At 67.6% G+C, this 15,855-nt stretch carries 13 protein-coding genes; 6 read left to right on the forward strand and 7 right to left on the reverse strand.

Features of this window, described 5'->3' with window-relative positions:
* The first annotated feature begins 197 nt into the window (after nt 1-197).
* The 3 genes from C5B91_RS01205 to C5B91_RS01215 all read left to right on the forward strand — a co-directional run bounded on the left by C5B91_RS01205 (nt 198) and on the right by C5B91_RS01215 (nt 5,756).
* The gene (locus C5B91_RS01205) at nt 198-1,376 is read left to right on the forward strand and encodes an ABC transporter substrate-binding protein (RefSeq protein WP_255563888.1); all 1,179 of its coding nucleotides are present in this window, start codon (nt 198-200) and stop codon (nt 1,374-1,376) included.
* Nucleotides 1,373-3,814: a methyl-accepting chemotaxis protein gene (locus C5B91_RS01210; protein WP_115818981.1), complete on the forward strand. Its 2,442-nt coding sequence runs from the start codon at nt 1,373-1,375 to the stop codon at nt 3,812-3,814. Before C5B91_RS01205 ends, C5B91_RS01210 begins: the two co-directional genes overlap by 4 nt.
* Before the next feature lie 283 nt (nt 3,815-4,097).
* Nucleotides 4,098-5,756: a methyl-accepting chemotaxis protein gene (locus C5B91_RS01215; RefSeq protein ID WP_115818982.1), complete on the forward strand. Its 1,659-nt coding sequence runs from the start codon at nt 4,098-4,100 to the stop codon at nt 5,754-5,756.
* Between the two features lie 47 nt (nt 5,757-5,803).
* Here C5B91_RS01215 and moeB read toward each other — a convergent pair whose 3' ends face one another.
* Complete coding sequence (gene moeB, locus C5B91_RS01220; protein ID WP_049968070.1) at nt 5,804-6,616, reverse strand: molybdopterin-synthase adenylyltransferase MoeB; 813 nt, start codon at nt 6,614-6,616, stop codon at nt 5,804-5,806.
* A gap of 135 nt (nt 6,617-6,751) precedes the next feature.
* Between moeB and C5B91_RS01225 the strand changes: the two genes are divergently transcribed.
* Nucleotides 6,752-7,099 carry a rhodanese-like domain-containing protein gene (locus tag C5B91_RS01225; protein ID WP_008091819.1) on the forward strand — a complete coding sequence of 116 codons (348 nt, stop codon included), beginning with the start codon at nt 6,752-6,754 and terminating at the stop codon, nt 7,097-7,099.
* A 55-nt stretch (nt 7,100-7,154) separates the two neighbouring features.
* Here C5B91_RS01225 and C5B91_RS01230 read toward each other — a convergent pair whose 3' ends face one another.
* Both C5B91_RS01230 and C5B91_RS01235 read right to left on the reverse strand, forming a co-directional pair.
* Nucleotides 7,155-7,388: a hypothetical protein gene (locus C5B91_RS01230; RefSeq protein ID WP_008091821.1), complete on the reverse strand. Its 234-nt coding sequence runs from the start codon at nt 7,386-7,388 to the stop codon at nt 7,155-7,157.
* A 119-nt stretch (nt 7,389-7,507) separates the two neighbouring features.
* A complete protein-coding gene (locus C5B91_RS01235) occupies nt 7,508-8,098 on the reverse strand; it encodes a 50S ribosomal protein L15e (protein WP_004973253.1) in 591 nt (196 codons plus the stop codon).
* A 301-nt stretch (nt 8,099-8,399) separates the two neighbouring features.
* On the opposite strand from C5B91_RS01235, the gene C5B91_RS01240 reads away from it, so the two are divergent.
* Complete coding sequence (locus C5B91_RS01240; protein WP_233514180.1) at nt 8,400-8,945, forward strand: ester cyclase; 546 nt, start codon at nt 8,400-8,402, stop codon at nt 8,943-8,945.
* Nucleotides 8,946-9,023: 78 nt separating this feature from the next.
* Here C5B91_RS01240 and C5B91_RS01245 read toward each other — a convergent pair whose 3' ends face one another.
* From C5B91_RS01245 to C5B91_RS01255, 3 genes are read right to left on the reverse strand one after another with little or no spacing between them, the layout of a single operon-like run.
* Nucleotides 9,024-10,100 (reverse strand): sugar ABC transporter permease, encoded by a 1,077-nt coding sequence (locus C5B91_RS01245; RefSeq protein ID WP_008091825.1) that lies wholly within the window; start codon nt 10,098-10,100, stop codon nt 9,024-9,026.
* Nucleotides 10,097-11,032, reverse strand: a complete 936-nt coding sequence (locus C5B91_RS01250; RefSeq protein WP_004044370.1) for a carbohydrate ABC transporter permease — start codon at nt 11,030-11,032, stop codon at nt 10,097-10,099. Before C5B91_RS01250 ends, C5B91_RS01245 begins: the two co-directional genes overlap by 4 nt.
* 5 nt (nt 11,033-11,037) lie before the next feature.
* Nucleotides 11,038-12,330, reverse strand: a complete 1,293-nt coding sequence (locus C5B91_RS01255; RefSeq protein ID WP_081909187.1) for a substrate-binding domain-containing protein — start codon at nt 12,328-12,330, stop codon at nt 11,038-11,040.
* A 229-nt stretch (nt 12,331-12,559) separates the two neighbouring features.
* On the opposite strand from C5B91_RS01255, the gene C5B91_RS01260 reads away from it, so the two are divergent.
* Nucleotides 12,560-13,699: an ABC transporter ATP-binding protein gene (locus C5B91_RS01260; protein ID WP_115818984.1), complete on the forward strand. Its 1,140-nt coding sequence runs from the start codon at nt 12,560-12,562 to the stop codon at nt 13,697-13,699.
* Nucleotides 13,700-13,762: 63 nt separating this feature from the next.
* On the opposite strand, the gene C5B91_RS01265 is transcribed toward C5B91_RS01260, so the two are convergent.
* Nucleotides 13,763-15,769, reverse strand: a complete 2,007-nt coding sequence (locus tag C5B91_RS01265; RefSeq protein ID WP_115818985.1) for a glucan 1,4-alpha-glucosidase — start codon at nt 15,767-15,769, stop codon at nt 13,763-13,765.
* Between the last annotated feature and the right edge of the window lie 86 nt (nt 15,770-15,855).

Genomic DNA, 15,855 nt, shown 5'->3' on the forward strand with positions numbered 1-15,855 from the left:
CGACGACTCGCTCGGCTGTTGCGTGGTAGCACATCCATATTTCGTGTTCGATGTTGGACAGCCGTCCCAAAAATACAGCGTATGATAATCGGCGGCCCAAAATTATATACGGGAGTTGTCTCGGAAAATCTGTGACAGCAAGGTACGACAGACGGACGTTTCTCCGCACCGCCGCCGGCGCGGTGGGGCTCGGCTCGCTGTCCGGGTGCGTGGGGACGTTCGGAACGGAGTCCGGGGAGCCCGTTCGGTTCGGGGCGATGTTGCCCGTCAGCGGGTCGCTGGAGCAGGTGGGAACGCACGGCAAGCGCGCCGCCGAGCAGGCGGTCGAAGACATCAACCGCGCGGGCGGCGTGCTCGGGCGGCCGGTCGAACTGACCACCGTGGACACGGAGGGGTCCGCGTCGGTCGCAACCGACGGCTACGCCTCGCTGGCCGACGCGGGCGTCGTCGGCTTCGTCGGCGGCCTCGTCAGCGACGTGTCGCTCGCGCTCGCCCCCGAGGCGGCCGACGACGCCGTCATGGAGATGAGCCCGGCGAGCACGAACCCGCGGCTCTCGGAGGCCGGGCGCGCCGACGGTCGGAAGTTCTTCGGCCGCACCGTCCCGAGCGACAGCCTGCAGGCGACCGCGATGGCGAAGATTCTCGACGCGCCGCAGTACGCCGACGCCGACCGGGTCGCCGTACTCACCGTCGACGGGGCCTTCGGCTCCGACCTCGGCACCGCACTCGGCGACCAACTCGACGCGGAGGTCGTCACCGAGGTCAGCTACGACCCGACCGCGGACGACTTCGGCGGCGTCGTCGACGAGGTGTTCGCCGACTCGCCCGACGCGGTCGGCTTCGTCAGCGTCCCCGGACAGGAGGGGGGCGTCCTCGACGCCTACGGCGCGTCCGACTACGAGGCCCCGTGGGTCTTCTCGGCGGGCCTGTTCGACGGCGAGATTCCGCCCTATTACGAGGGCTTCTACAGCGCCTCGCTGTCGTCGGTTCGGACTGACGGCTACTTTCACCTCTCCCAGCGGCTCTCCGACATCGCGCCGCTGCAACCCTACGCGGCGAACGCCTACGACGCCCTGTTCCTCATGGCGACCGCGGCGGAGTACGCGGGCGAGGCGTCGGGTCCGGCCATCGCAGACGCCCTGCAGACCGTCTCGGGCGGAACCGGACACACCGTCTCGGTCGGCGAGTTTGACCGGGTTCGAACGCTCGTCGACGCCGGCCGCGAACTGAACTATCAGGGCGCGTCGAGCGGGGTCGACCTCACGGAGGCGCTCGAACCGCTGAGTTCGTACCTCGTCGAGCGGGTCCACAACGGCTCGGTCGAGCAGGTCGAACTCCTCCAGCGCCAGTTCTTCGAGTCCGGAGGTTCGCAATGAACCCGTTTTCGCGGCTGACGAGCCTCCTCGAACGGGCGCTTCCGAACGTGATTCGCCGGCGCTACGCGGCGAAGTTCGGGGTCGTGCTCCTCCTCATCGCGCTCGTCATGGGCGGCGCGGGCGCGTACATCCACTTCGACACCAAGTCGGTCGTCGAGTCGCAGACCGAGTCGCAGATTCGCGGCGCGGCGGCGACGGAGGCCAAGTCGGTCTCCGACTGGGTGACCTCGAAGGAGTCCACCGTCTCGTTCCTCGCCGAGTCGCTCGCGGACCAACCGGCTGGTACTCCGCCCGCCGACCACCAGCGGTGGCTCGAAGGGAAGCTCATCCAACTCTCCGGTGACGTCCGTTCGCTCCACTACGTCGACGCCGACACCGGCGCGGTCGTCGCGAGCACGACCGACAGCGCGACCGGGCAGTCGCTCGACTCGCTGTCCGCGCCGTGGGCCGACGACGCCGCGTCGCTGTCGTCGGGCCAGTCCGTGACCGTCACCGAGCCGTACGAGTCCGGCGGCGAGCCGGTCGTCGCGTTCGCCGCGCCCGTCTCCGGGGCCAACGGCGCAATCGTCCTGACGGCGTCGCTCCAAGCGGGCTCCCACCAGTTCGAATCGCCCTACGCGACCGGTGACACCAAGGTCGTCTCCGAGTCGGGAACCATCCTCTTCGACAACCGGAAGGCGTCTATCCTCGACCAGTACGCGGCCGCCGACGGCTCGTCCATCGAGGCCATCGACGCGGCGCTGTCCGGGCAGACCGGCTACGAGGTCGTCTCCGCCCGCACGGGCATGGAGTCCGGCGAGTACGCGATGGCGTACGCGCCCATCACCGGAACCGACTGGGTGCTCACCTACCACGTGCCGGCCGACCGGGCGTTCGCGCTCCAGTCGCAGGTGACGACGAACGTGATGCTCCTCGTCGCGTTCGGCGTCGGCGCGCTGTTCCTCGTCGGCGCGACCATGGGCCGCGGCACCGCGCGGTCCCTCTCGGTCGTCGCTCGCAACGCCGACGACATCGCCAACGGCGAGGTCGACGGCGACCTCCCGAACACCGTCCGAATCGACGAGATGGGGCGGCTGTACGACTCCTTCGAGTCGATGCAGTCGTACCTCACGACCGTCGCCGGGCAGGCCGAGGCGCTCGCCGACAAGCGCTTCGACGACCCCGTCCTCGACGAGGACATCCCGGGGTCGTTCGGCGAGTCGATGGGTCAGACGCACACGGAACTCGAAGCCCTCATCACCGAACTCGAAGCGAAGGCCGCCGAGTTCAGCGAGACGATGGCGGACGCCGCCGACGGCAATCTCACGCGCCGGATGTCGGAGGACGCCGACAACGACGCGATGAACGAGATGGCGCGGTCGTTCAACGACATGGCCGACGAGCTCGAAGCGACCGTCGCGGAGGTCGTCGCGTTCGCCGAGACCGTCGCCGCGGCCAGCCAGGAGGTCACCGCGAGCTCCCAGGAGATAGAGCGCGCGAGCCGACAGGTCAGCGAGTCCACGCAGGTCATGGCCGAGGGCGCGCACGAACAGCGCGAGAACCTCCGGCAGACGACGAGCGAGACGAGCAACCTCTCTGCGACCATCGAGGAGGTCGCCTCCTCGGCGAGCGAGCTCGAACGGACCGCCCAGCACACCCTCGAAGCGAGCGAGGACGGCCACGAGGCGGCCGCCAACGCCATCGACACCATCGAGACCGTCGAGACGCAGACCCGCCGGACGGTCGACCGCATCGAGGACCTCGAAGGCGACATGGCCGAAATCGGCGACATCGTCGAACTCATCACCGACATCGCGGAGCAGACGAACATCCTCGCGCTCAACGCGAACATCGAGGCCGCCCGCGCCGGCGAGGCCGGCGAGGGCTTCTCGGTCGTTGCAAACGAGGTCAAGGAACTCGCCGGCGAGACCAAGGCCTCGGCCGAGGAAATCGAGGCGACCATCGAGGAGGTCCAAGCGAAGTCCGCGGCGTCCGTCTCCGAGATGCGCGAGACGCGCGACGCCGTCGACTCCGGCGTCGACGCGGTCCAGACCGCCCGCGACTCGCTCGACACTATCGTCGAGAACGTCCGCGAGACGACCGACGGCGTCGACGAAATCAGCCGGACCACGGACGAGCAGGCCGCCTCGACCGAGGAGGTCGCGTCGATGATGGACCGCGTCTCCGATATCAGCGACGAGACCGCCGAGCGCGCCGAGTCGGTCGCGGCCGCGGCCGAAGAACAGACCGCCTCGCTCAGCGAGGTCTCCGACGGCGCGGACCGTCTCGCTACCCAGTCCGAGCAGCTGATGTCGCTCGTCTCCGAGTTCACCGTCGACTACGACGCTGCGGACCGCGACGGCGCGTTCGCCGACTCCGACGCCGCGTCGACCGCCGAACTCGACGCCCCGGCGACCGACGGCGGCCTCGACGGCGACCGCCCCGGCGACCTCGACTGACGACGTGACCGCCACGACCGCCCCGCTGGAGCGCGGTTTCGCGGCGGTCTGAACCGCTAGTCCCCGTTCGGTCCTCTCCAGTCCCCCACTCGGCCCTTCCCGATTCCCCGTTCGGCCCTCTTTGGTTCCCCCGTTCGGCTCTCCCACGCACCGACCGCTTTCTTCGACCGTTCCGTTTTCCACACCCGGGTCCACCAGGAGATACCGCTTTTGTACCAGTCAAATCTCAGATATGATAATTCAGAGCGTAGCGTTATACCGGCAATCCGCGTGAGGTGGACGTATGGACCTGCTTTCGCGACTCGCGGCGCTGGTCCCGGGGGTCGGGGCTCGGACGCGGACCGACGGTGGCGCACAGGCGGACGAACGAGGGACGGTCGCGCTGGCGGCGGAGCGACTGGACACGGGTGCTCTGCTTGACGGCGTAGGGATGCCGGTGTTCGTCCTCGACGCCGACGGCCACGTCATCGCGTGGAACGACCCGATTACGAAGCTCACGGGCGTCCCCGCCGCGGAGGCGCTCGGGTCGGAACACGTGAGCGAACTGTTCTACCCGGACGGCCGGCGGGCGAAGACGCTCGCCGACAAGGTGCTCGACGACCCGCGGACCGCCGCCGAGGTCCACGGGCTCGACGTGGTCGACGAGGGTAGCCGGCTCTACCGCGACACCAGTACCATGACCGACCGACACGGCGCGGACCGCCACATCGCTTTCACCGCCCAACCGCTGTTCGAGGGCGACGAACTGGTCGGCGTCGTCGAGGCGGTCCACGACCGGACCGACGCCGTGGAGAAACAGCGGGCGTCCGAGGCGCTCGTCGACGAGGTCTCGACCACCATCGGGAGCCTCACGGCAGGCGACCTCTCGGCCCGCGCGTCCTTCGCGGACGACCGTGGCGTCCTCAACGACGAGACGCTGGCGGTCGTCTCGGACCTCAACGAGATGGCGACCCGGTTCGACCGCCTCGCCAGCGAAGTCGACGCCACGACCGCCGATCTCGGCGGCGCGATTCAGCGGGCCGCGACCGCCGCGACCGACATCGAGTCGCAGGTCACGGAGCAGGCGGACCTCCTCTCGACGGGGTCCGAGGAGATGCAGGAGCTATCGGCCAGCATGGAGGAGATTGCGGCCACCTCCGACGAGGTCGCGTCGGCGGCGAATCAGGCCCGCGCGGCCGCCGAAAACGGGCAGGAGGCCGGCCAGAGCATCCGGAGCGCGACCGACCAGGTCATCGACATCTCCGACGAACTGCTCGACAGCGTGACCGAACTCCAACAGCGCATGGTCGTCATCGAGGAGGTCGTCGAGGTCATCGCGGAGGTCGCAGACCGGACGAACCTGCTCGCGCTCAACGCGAACATCGAGGCCGCCCGCGCGGGCGAAGCGGGCGAGGGCTTCTCGGTCGTCGCCGACGAGGTCAAACAGCTCGCGAACCAGACCCACGAGCACACGGAGGAAATCGCCGACAGCATCGCCGAGATTCAAGAGCAGGCCGACGAGACGGTGCTGGCCTCCGAGCAGTCCCACGAGCAGATTCAGGTCGCCTCCGGCGAAATCGAGGACGTGCTCGCCTCGCTCTCCGAAATCGCGGACGCCGCGGACTCCGCTGCCAACGGCGTCACCGAGGTCGCCCGCGCGACCGACTCGCAGGCGACGAACATCGAGGAGGTCACGACCACGATTCAGGTGGCCCAGGAACACGCGACCGCCGCCGAGGCGTCGACGACCGACATCACCGACGCGACGGCCGACCAGACGGTCGCGCTCGACGCGCTCGCCGACCGGGTGGACGCCCTCGTCGGCGGCGACGCGGCGGCGGTCGAGGAACTGGACGCGATGGACTTCGACGAGGTGGTCGACGGCGCGGACGCCGACTCGGTCCGCGCGGCGACCGACGGCGGCTCTGCGGACGAGTTCGGCGGGTTCCAGTTCGACCGGTAGCGCGACCGACTCGGGGCGTTCGACGACGCCGCGTTGGAGTTCTCTTCTCAGTCGAGACTGATTGCGCAGCTCTCGACGTAATCGATGTCCTCGATGGAGTCGACGCCGCCCTCGCCGCAGACGGGGCAGTCCGGGTTCTTCCGGTACGGGACCGTCTCGAACGTCATATCCATGGCGTCGTAAAACAGGAGCCGGCCGTCGAGCACCTCGCCCTCGTCGAGGAGGATTTTCATCGCTTCCGTCGCCTGAATACAGCCGACCGTGCCGGGGAGAACACCGAGGACGCCGGTCGTCGCGCAGTCGGGGACGGTCCCCGGTTCGGGCGCTTCGGCGAACAGACATCGGTAACACGGCCCCTCGGGGACGAGCGTCGTCGCCTGCCCCTCGAACTTGTATATCGCGCCGTGGACCAGCGGGATTCCCTCGAAGCGACAGACGTCGTTGAGGAGGTAGCGCGTCGGGAAGTTGTCCGAGGCGTCGACCACCACGTCCGCGCTCGCGACGACCTCGTGGACGTTCGACTTATCGACCCGCGTCTCGACCGGTTCGACCGACACGTCGGGGTTGAGCCCGCGGACGAACGCGGCGGCGCTCTCGGCTTTGGCCACCCCTACGTCGTCGTCGCGGTGGATGACCTGTCGCTGGAGGTTGCTCCGCTCGACCACGTCGTCGTCGACGACGACGAGTTCGCCGACGCCGACCGCCGCGAGGTACTCGATGGCCGGCGCGCCCAATCCGCCCGCGCCGACGACGACGACCCGCGCCGAGAGCAGTCGCTCTTGGCCCTCCGGGCCGACCTCGTCCATGATGATGTGCCGCGAGTAGCGGTCCAACTGGGTGGCGTCGAGTGAGAGCGTCATATCCCGAGGTTGGCGTCGACCCCGAATAAAGCCGCGGCACGGGCGCGCCCCGTTCCTCGACGCTCAGACCGCCGTCTCCGACGACGGCATCGCCGGAAGCGACGCGCCTTTGACGCTCCGCCCGTCACGTCGGGTATGGTCGCCGAGACGACGCCCGACGAACTACGCGAGAGACTGGCCGACGACGAAGACATCGCCGTCGTCGACATCCGAGACCCCTCGTCGTACGCGTCCGGACACATCCCCGATTCGGAGAACCTCCCGGCGGCGACGCTCGGGCCCGAGGTGTTCGACCGCGAGTGGCCCGCCGAGGTCGTCGTCTCGTGTTACGTCGGCAAGAGTTCGAAGCAGGTCGCCTCGGTGCTGGACGACAACGTCGACGCCGACGTGTCCAGCCTCCGCGGCGGCTTCGACGCGTGGGACGGCGCGGTCGAAGACGGGTCCGAGGGCGAGGCGGACCTCGGACCCACGTCGCCGTTCTGAGTCGCCGACGGATTTTCACGACGGCTCATCTCGACTCGCAGAGCGACGCCCGAATCTACGCCCCGGGAACCGTGACGGGCGACCCCCGCCGCCGGTTCCGGTTTTGGAGGTAGAAGACGAAGACGGCGAGACCGCCGAGCACCGGCAGGAGGACGAACGCGACGAAGAACCCGACGGCCCACATGTCCGCCGTGTCCATCGCGCGGCGCTTCGCGTCCCGGTATATCCACGCCGCCCCGAGGACCGCGGCGGCGAGGAGCAGCGGCCCGCTGATTTCGATACTGACCATGCAGTCGCGTCAGTAGTTCTGACCGACCGAAATAAGCGTACGGGCCGTCGATTCCGACGGAGACGAAGCCGCTGCTCGGCGGTGGATAAAGAGAGAAGATTGGCGCGGTGCGCGGGGCGTTACTTGCCGCGGCCGTTGCCGGCGCGGATGGACGGACGGATGTGCTCCGTGCCCTTGCCGCGGTTCTGGAGACCGCGGTTCTTCTTGCCCGCGTTGGTGAGACCGCGGAAGGCGCGGCCGTCGTGGGTGTTGTCGCAGATCCAGTTGAGGTCGTCGTCGTTCTGGATGGCCGGGTGCTCGGGGTCGACGAGGATGACTTCCTGCCACTTCTGGGAGCCGTCCTGTCCGACGCCGTAGGAGTTCAGCACGCGCAGGTTGGGGTGCTTGCGAGAGGCACGCTCCTCCGCGATGCGCGGGATGGACTTGCGGCGGCCGATGCGGTTGACGCCCTGGCGCTTCGTGCGGCGGCCGGCCTTGTGGCGCTGTTTGCGCGCGCCGCCCTTGCGGACGGAGACGCGGACCACGACGATGCCCTGCTTGGCTTTGTAGCCGAGCTCACGGGCCTTGTCGAGGCGGGTGGGGCGCTCGATGCGCTCGATAGCGCCCTGCTCGCGCCACTCCTGTTTTCGCTGCCACTGGAGTTCGGCCAGCTTGCCTTCCTTCGGGGTCTTCCACGCTTCCTTGATGTGGGAATAGAAGCTTCGTGCCATTGTATATCACCGCGGGCGCTTGCGATTCAGTCCGTCGGGGAACTCCCCTGAGACCACATTTCGTCCCGTTCGTGACGGGTGCCCTCTGGCGTGCCCGCATTGCCAGCGAGTTGGCGGAACTACCAACAGGGGAGGGTTAAGGACTTCGGATTGGGAACTGGCATGCGGTAGTGACACACGCGGTTCTCGTGGCTGTTGAAGGGGAATCAGCTGTTGCCCTTCCATACCGTCGAGGCGTCGTGGCGACCCTCACAGGAACACATATGCTACCACACATCAATATTCACGGTGGAGAGGGGTCATGACCGACGCAGATACGCGGGGGATGGAGACGATAGACGCGGGACCGATGCTCCCCGGCGGGAGTGCCACCGAGTTCGCGGACGCATACGTCGAACTGTGGAACACCCGGAACTACGCCGCAATTCCGCCGCTGGTCTCGGAGTCGTTCGTGATGTACGACCCGGCCGCCCCGGCGGAGGGAATTCCCGGACCGAAGCGCGAGGTCCACGGGCGCGACGGTCTCCGACAGTTCGTCGAGGGAGTGACGACCGGCTATCCAGATTTCGAGATTACGGTCCTCGAACTGCTCGCCGGCGACGGCGTCGTGATGTACGAAGCCCGGTTGACGGGAACGCACGACGGCCCCCTCGACGGTCTCCCGCCGACCGGCCGGACGATTGACATTCGGGTCGTCTCGGTGCTCCGTCTCGACGGGGACTACATCGGCGAACACCGCGCGTACTTCGACATGCGAGAAGTGGCGGAACAACTCGGACTGACGTTCCCCACGGTGATTCGACAGGTACCGAGGCTCGTCGCCGGAAAGCTCCGCGGCGGGCTGTGAGACCGGTCGCTCTCACGGCGCGTTGGTACCAGCCGAATCGACGACCGGTGAAAAAAGAATCCGAGCGAGTCGCCGCGTTTAGCCTTCCATCCCACCGAACGACAGGCCACCTTCGATGTAGCGCTGTGCGAACAGGTAGATGAGCATAATCGGAGCGGCGAACGTCAGCGCGAACGCCGAGAACCGGGCCCACGGGATGGAGTACCGGCCGACGAGCGAGTACAGTCCGACGGGAAGGGTGTAGTTGTCCGTCGAAAGCAGCGTCTGGGCGACGACGAACTCGGTCCATCCGGTGAGGAAGGTGAAGATGAACACCGTCGCCAGCCCCGCCTTCGACAGGGGGAGGATGATTTCGGTGACGATTTTCCACGACGGCGCGCCGTCCATCATCGCGGCCTCCTCGTAGGAGACGGGAATCCCGTCCATGTACGTCTTCAGCAGCCACGTGTTGAACGGGACCGCGGTGGCGGCGTAGTACGCCGACAGCGCGAGCTTGCTGTCGTTGAACCCGAACTGGACGAACAGGGCGTACAGCGCGATGAGGAGCGCGACGCCAAGCCCGCCGCCGATTTGGGTGAACAGCACGTAGCCGTACAGCACCTTCGAGCGCCCGATGAACTGCCGGCGCGACAGCGCGTACGCGCTGGGGACGATGAGACACATCGCCAGTATCACCGTCGGAATCGCCACGGTGAGGCTGTTCGCGAAGAACCGTTTGAACTCGGAGGTCTCGGTGACCCCGTACTGCGACACGTCGAGGAACGTCAGTTCGGGCGTCTGCAGGAACACCTCGTAGCCGCCGAGGCCGAGGCTGATGCGGTAGCTCGGGACGATGAGGTCGCCGATGACCCACAGGAACGGCTCGATGGTCGGGTCGGCCGGCCACAGGCGAATCCCGCTCGACGAGTACAGCGACGCGCCGGTGCCCGAGAAGGCCCCGACGGCGACCCAGTACAGCGGGAACAACAGGAGCGCGACGACGACCGCGGCACCGAGGGTGATGCCGGCGGTCTTCAGCACCGTCGCGGGGCTGACGCGCCCCTCGCGGATGCCTTCGAGGGTGTACTTGGCGTCCTTGACCGACTCGACGGGAGCCATCGCGGCGGTCCGCGCGTCGTCGGCGAGCTCGGCCGCGATGTCGGAGATGACGCTCATGCGTCGTCCACCCCGTCGGCGAGCTGTCCCTTCTTGACGTTCAGCATCATGAAGACGCCGATGACGGCCACGGCGACGAGCATGATCGCCGCGCCCTCACCGTACTTCTGGAAGCGGAACGCCTCGCGGTAGCCGTAGACGATGAGCAGTTCGTTCGTCCGCGACGGCCCGCCCTGATTGAACACGTACGGGATGAGGAACTGCTGGAACGACGCCGCGGCCGTGAGAATCGAGGCGAACAGCACGGGGCGCTTGATAGAGGGAAGCGTCACGTGCAGGAAGCGGGCGAAGAAGCCCGCGCCGTCTATCATCGCCGCCTCGTGGAGCTCCTCGGAAACGTCCTGCAGGGCGCTCACGGTGATGATGACCATGAACGGGTACGCCAGCCACGCCTCGGTGACGTTGTAGGCGAGGAAAGCCATCCAGCGCTCGGAGAGCCAGGCGATGGAGTCGAGGCCGGCCATCCGGAGGAACTGGTTGGCGAGGCCGAACTCGGCCGAACTGAAGATGCCGCGCCAGATGGTGATGGTGAAGATACCCGGCAGGCCCAGCGGGATGATGATGAGCGCGCGCATGAACCGCTTGCCGCGGACGCGCTCGCCGGTCACCACGAGCCCGATGCCGAGGCCGACGAGCACCTTGAGCGCGACCGACGTGGCGACGAACAGCCACGTCACGCCCATCGAGTTCCAGAACTGGCCGTCCGAGAGGACCGTCACGTAGTTGGCGAGGCCGACCCACTGCTCTTTGCCCTGGAACAGCGTGGCCGGCTCCGCGTTGGTGAACGAGAGATACACCAGGTACAGGACGGGAAAGAGCATGAACGCGAGGAAGACGAACAGCCCCGGCAGTACCAACAGCAAAGGCAGGTCGTCCTTGCTCACCACCGGGCTGTCCGCGACGCGCTCGACGGCGCTGTCGACGACGCTCATCGTCCTTACTCCCAGTTAGACCGGATGTTTTCTTCGGCCTTCGTGAACGCGGGTTCGAGCTCCGCGTCGCCGTTTTTCACGCTGTTGAAGGCGTCTTCGAGCGGCCCCCACACGTCGCCCATGTTCGGGTGCGTCGGGATGGGCGTGCCGAGCGAGACGGACTCCGAGAAGCCCTGGACGGCCTCGGGGAGGTCGCTGCTCGTGGCGAGTTCCTTGTGGACCGGGATGTAGCCGAACTCCTCGGCGTTCGCCGAGAGCACGTCGGTGTTCGTCGTGTACCACTCGGCGAACGCGCGGGACGCCGCCGCCGTCGCCTCGTCGCCCTCCAGCGTCGAGGTGAAATAGAGCTGCTTGACCGTCGTGTACGGCTTGGGCTCGGCGTCGCCCTCGGGCGAGGGGAGCCGGGCGATGCCGGCGTCGATGTCGTTGGAGCGAACGTCGCCGAGGAACCACGGCCCGTTGATGGCGAAGGGCGCGTTGCCCTCGAGGAAGACGGCCGCCTGCGGGTCGTAGCCCGTGTCCTTCGGCTGGTACGGGACGAAGTTGTCGAGGATGAACTGGAACCCGTCGAGGGTCGCCTCGTTCGACAGGCCGAGTTCGACGTTCGACTCGTCGAAGTAGTAGCCGCCGAAGGCGTGCGCCCACGCGCTCATGAAGTAGGCGTTCAGCGGGTAGCTGAGGCCGTACATCCCGTTTTCGGGGTCGTGGTACTCCTCCATGATGGCTTTCATGTCGGCGATGGTCTCGGGCGCTTCGTCCACCATCTCCTTGTTGTAGATGAGGCCGACGGTCTCGGCCGCGTAGGGGAGCGCGACGGTCGCGCCGTCGAACTGGACCGCCTCCTGTGCGGGGCGGGTGTAGACCGAGAGGTCCACGTCCAGCTGGTCGCTCTGGTCCGAGAGGAAGCCGTTCTGGTAGTACTCGCCGGTCCAGTCGTGGGCCCAGTCGAACATGCCCGCGCCCTGCCCGGCGGGGATGGCGGAGGTCGTCTTCTTCCGGAGGTCGGCGATTTCGGCGGGGTTGGCCGTGTGGGCCGTCTCCGAGGTGAACGTCTCGGCGTTGGCTTCGAGCGCCTTCTTCTCGGCTTCCGCGCGCTGGTGCCAGAGCGTGAACGTCCCGCTCGGGCCCGCGGACTCGGTCTCCGCTCCCGCGGTGGTCTCTTCGCCACCGTCGTCGCCCTCCGCACCGCTCTGTTCGGGCGTCTGCGTCGAATCGGTCTCCGACACGCCCACGCACCCTGCGAGTGCGCCGACGGCCGTCGTGCCTGCCAGTTGCTTCAGGATTGTGCGGCGGTTCATTGGCATAACGAATCTATGATGAACTATGTGTTCATATATTTAATAGTTCGGAATGACGGCCGCATTCGCGGAGAAAATTGCCACTCCAGTGGTCGGGTGAGATTCACCATATCGGGTAGAGAGGCCCTCTGAATGCCAAAAACAAGTGATAAAATATAATACGAACTATTGCATCACAAATTCAGAAAATAGGAAAACGATTATGGACGATGGGGCTAGACAGAGAGTAATGGCACGTCTCACGCTCGAAGCGCTTCGCAAGGAGTACGACCGGGGTCGCGTCGTCGCCGTCGAGGACCTCTCGCTCGACGTCGAGGACGGCGAGTTCATCACCGTCGTCGGCCCGTCAGGCTGCGGGAAGTCGACGACGCTCCGCATGGTCGCGGGGCTGGAATCGCCCTCCGGCGGCACGATTCGAATCGGCGGCGAGGACGTCACGGACCAGCACGCCCGCAAGCGCGACGTGGCGATGGTGTTCCAGAACTACGCGCTGTACCCGCACAAGACCGTCATGCAGAACATGGCGTTCGGCCTGCGGATGAGCACCGACCTCTCGAAGGACGAGCGCCGCGAGCGCGTCCGCGAGACGGCGGCGATGATGGGCATCGAGAACCTCCTCGACGACAAGCCCGACGAGCTGTCCGGCGGGCAGAAACAGCGGGTCGCGCTCGGCCGCGCCATCGTCCGCGAACCCGACGTGTTCCTCTTCGACGAGCCGCTTTCGAACCTCGACGCGAAGCTCCGAACCACGATGCGGACCGAGATTCAGCGCCTCCAGAACGAGCTCGGCATCACCTCGCTGTACGTCACGCACGACCAGGAGGAGGCGATGACGATGGGCGACAAAATCGTCATCCTCAACGACGGAAAGCTCCAGCAGGTCGGCCGCCCGAAGGACGTGTACGAGAACCCCGCCAACGAGTTCGTCGGCGGCTTCGTCGGTTCGCCCTCGATGAACTTTCTCGACGTGTCGGTCGAACGCGAGGGCGACCGCCTCGTCCTCGTCGGCGACGGTCCCTTCTCCTACCGCCTGTCCGAGTCGTTCTCGGCGACGCTCCGCGAGGCCACCGACGCGACCGACCTCCGCGTCGGCGTCCGCCCGGAGGACGTGGTGACGGCCTCGTCCGGCGAGAACGTCGTCGACTCGACCGTCGGCGTCGTCGAGCCCATCGGCTCGGACAACTACCTCCACCTCGACATCGGCCCCGACTTCATCGCCCGCGTCGACTCGGACATCGAACCCGAGACGGGCGAGACGGTCGGCGTCACCTTCGACGAGTCGGACCTCCACGTCTTCCACCCGCGGACCGGCGAGTCGCTCCTCTACCGCGAGTCTAAGCGGCGCGCGGCCCCGACGCAGCAGGCGTGAAGAAGTAGTTCGCTGTTTTCTCGCGGCGGTCCCTCGCTGTTCGACAGCCGCGTCGCCGCCGACTTACTCCCCGTCGAAGGCGTCGTCGGCGTGGAGCGTCGCCAGCGTCGCCAGCCGGAGCGCGTGCGGCCAGCCGAGCGGCGTCGCGCTGTCGGGCGTGCCGTCGTCGAAGAACTGCTCCGCGAGGTAGCCCTCGTCGGTGCACAGCGGGCCGTCGGGGAGGACGAGGGCGAGAAGCGCCCGGCCCTCGTCGGCGAACTCCTCAGCCCGGTCGTCGCCGTGTTCGGCCAGCAGGGCGGCGAGTTCGACGCCGGCGTTCGCGCCCCACGCGGTCGAGACGGTCCAAATCTTCTCGGAGGACTGCTCGCGCATCCGCCAGTCGTCGCCCTCGAAGCGGACGAGTCCCTTCACGTCGCTGTCGTCGGGGTCGTGCCAGAGCCCGTCGAAGACGGACTCGACGTGGCGGACGAGCCGGTCCAGCCGGTCGTCGTCGACAGTTTCGAGTCGGTCGTAGGTCCGGTGGGCCGACGCGAGCGCGAGCGCGGCGGAGTCGTAGCGGTCGTCGAGTTCGCCGTCGGCGACGCGGAGGGCGTAACAGCCGCGGCCCTCGCTCCAGAGGTGGTCGATGCCCTCGTACACCTCCCGGGCGCGCGCTGCGGCGCGGTCGGTCAGCGCCGAGTCGAGGTCAGACAGCGCGAGTTCGGCGTAGGCTTCGAGAAACGTCGCCGCGGTGTGGCTGAACCGGCCGGTCATGTTCTCCCACGCGTTCTGGCAGTCGACCGGGAGGCCGTCGTCGCCGAGGGTGTCGTCGAGGCTGTCGAGGGCGCTCGCGAGCGTCTCTTCGATGTCGGCGCGGAGGTCGTCGTCGGCACAGCGGTCGTGGTAGGCCGCGAGGAAGGCGATGACGCTCCCGGTCTGGTCGGCCTGATAGTCCGCGTCGTCGCCGGATTCGAGGCGCGCGTTCGCCCAGCCGGGCGCGAGCGAGCCGTCGAAGGGCCAGACGCGGTGGGGCCACGAGCCGTCCTCGCGCTGGGTGCGGCAGTAGGCGCGGGCGCTCCGCTCGTGCCACGCGCCGAGGCCGAGGTCGAGCCGCTCGTCGGACTCGAAGAGGAACGTCGAGATTTCGGCGTCGTCGCGGAACCACGTGTAGCCGTAGCCGCCCGAGTAGGCGTAGTAGGGGTCGAAGTCGGGGCCGGCGATACGGAGACCGAGCGCGCCCGAAAGCAGCGAGAGCACGCGAATGTCGTCGTGCATCGCCGCCGATTCGGGGTGGTCGGGGACCGCGCCTTCGACCTGTCCTGCGGTGCGCTCGCGGAGGTCGTCGAGGTCGCGGGCGACGAGGTCGCGGACGCGGTCCAGCGCGTTCTCGCGGTCCGTCTCGGTGTCGTCGGTGAGCAGGTGGCCGACGGCGGCCGCGCCCGCCTCGAACGGGACCGTCCCGACGACCGCGCCGCTCAGTTGGCCCTCCTCGTAGCAGTCGTCGGTGCGGGGTCGCGGCAGTTCGACCTCGCCCTCCGAGAGCAGTTCGTCGAAGCCCTCGGGCACGCGCCCCTCGACGTGTTCGAACCCCGGCGACGACGCGAGGAAGTCGTGTTCCTCGGCGTGGTAGGCCTCGACGGCGTCGCCGTGGGTCAGTTGCCCGACGAGCGTGTCGCGACCGTCCGGCTGGAAGTGGACGAAGGCGACGAGCTCCACGTCGGCGTCGGTCTCGAACCGGCTGACGTGGCCGTCGCCGACCCCCAGGTCGTACTGCGTCACGCCGCCGTGGGGCGTCTCGTGTTCGGTGACGACGAGCGCGCCGTCGCCCGCGTACGACTGGCTCGCGCCCTCGTCGAACCAGTGGACGCCGGTCTCGTCGCCGACGGGGCGGACGCCGAACCGGGAGCGCTCGACGCCCCAGAGCCCGGACAGCGGGTAGCCGAAGTCGCGGAGCGAGCCGTCGGTCTCGACGTGGACTAATCGGCTTTCGAGACCCGAAAACAGGCCGCTCGTCGTCCGTCGCTCGCCCGGGAACCGAGTCGGGTGGTCTGCGTGCCGCTTGTAGTCGGCCAGCGCGTCGCGTAGTTGCATTGCTGAGTCGTGGGACCCCCGCAGATAATAATCTTGGTGTAATGTTCCTTCAAACTTTCATGCCGTTTCGAAACGGTAAGGGCCCC

Origin of the sequence: Haloferax sp. Atlit-10N (assembly GCF_003586325.1) — an archaeon.
Lineage (GTDB): Archaea > Halobacteriota > Halobacteria > Halobacteriales > Haloferacaceae > Haloferax > Haloferax prahovense.

What these genes read in the sequence shown, in the direction of transcription:
- C5B91_RS01210 (WP_115818981.1), top strand. Translation starts at nt 1,373, where the DNA reads ATGAACCCGTTTTCGCGGCTGACGAGCCTCCTCGAACGGGCGCTTCCG.
- C5B91_RS01215 (WP_115818982.1), top strand. Translation starts at nt 4,098, where the DNA reads ATGGACCTGCTTTCGCGACTCGCGGCGCTGGTCCCGGGGGTCGGGGCT.
- moeB (WP_049968070.1), bottom strand. Translation starts at nt 6,616, where the DNA reads ATGACGCTCTCACTCGACGCCACCCAGTTGGACCGCTACTCGCGGCAC.
- C5B91_RS01225 (WP_008091819.1), top strand. Translation starts at nt 6,752, where the DNA reads ATGGTCGCCGAGACGACGCCCGACGAACTACGCGAGAGACTGGCCGAC.
- C5B91_RS01230 (WP_008091821.1), bottom strand. Translation starts at nt 7,388, where the DNA reads ATGGTCAGTATCGAAATCAGCGGGCCGCTGCTCCTCGCCGCCGCGGTC.
- C5B91_RS01235 (WP_004973253.1), bottom strand. Translation starts at nt 8,098, where the DNA reads ATGGCACGAAGCTTCTATTCCCACATCAAGGAAGCGTGGAAGACCCCG.
- C5B91_RS01240 (WP_233514180.1), top strand. Translation starts at nt 8,400, where the DNA reads ATGACCGACGCAGATACGCGGGGGATGGAGACGATAGACGCGGGACCG.
- C5B91_RS01245 (WP_008091825.1), bottom strand. Translation starts at nt 10,100, where the DNA reads ATGAGCGTCATCTCCGACATCGCGGCCGAGCTCGCCGACGACGCGCGG.
- C5B91_RS01250 (WP_004044370.1), bottom strand. Translation starts at nt 11,032, where the DNA reads ATGAGCGTCGTCGACAGCGCCGTCGAGCGCGTCGCGGACAGCCCGGTG.
- C5B91_RS01255 (WP_081909187.1), bottom strand. Translation starts at nt 12,330, where the DNA reads ATGAACCGCCGCACAATCCTGAAGCAACTGGCAGGCACGACGGCCGTC.
- C5B91_RS01260 (WP_115818984.1), top strand. Translation starts at nt 12,560, where the DNA reads ATGGCACGTCTCACGCTCGAAGCGCTTCGCAAGGAGTACGACCGGGGT.
- C5B91_RS01265 (WP_115818985.1), bottom strand. Translation starts at nt 15,769, where the DNA reads ATGCAACTACGCGACGCGCTGGCCGACTACAAGCGGCACGCAGACCAC.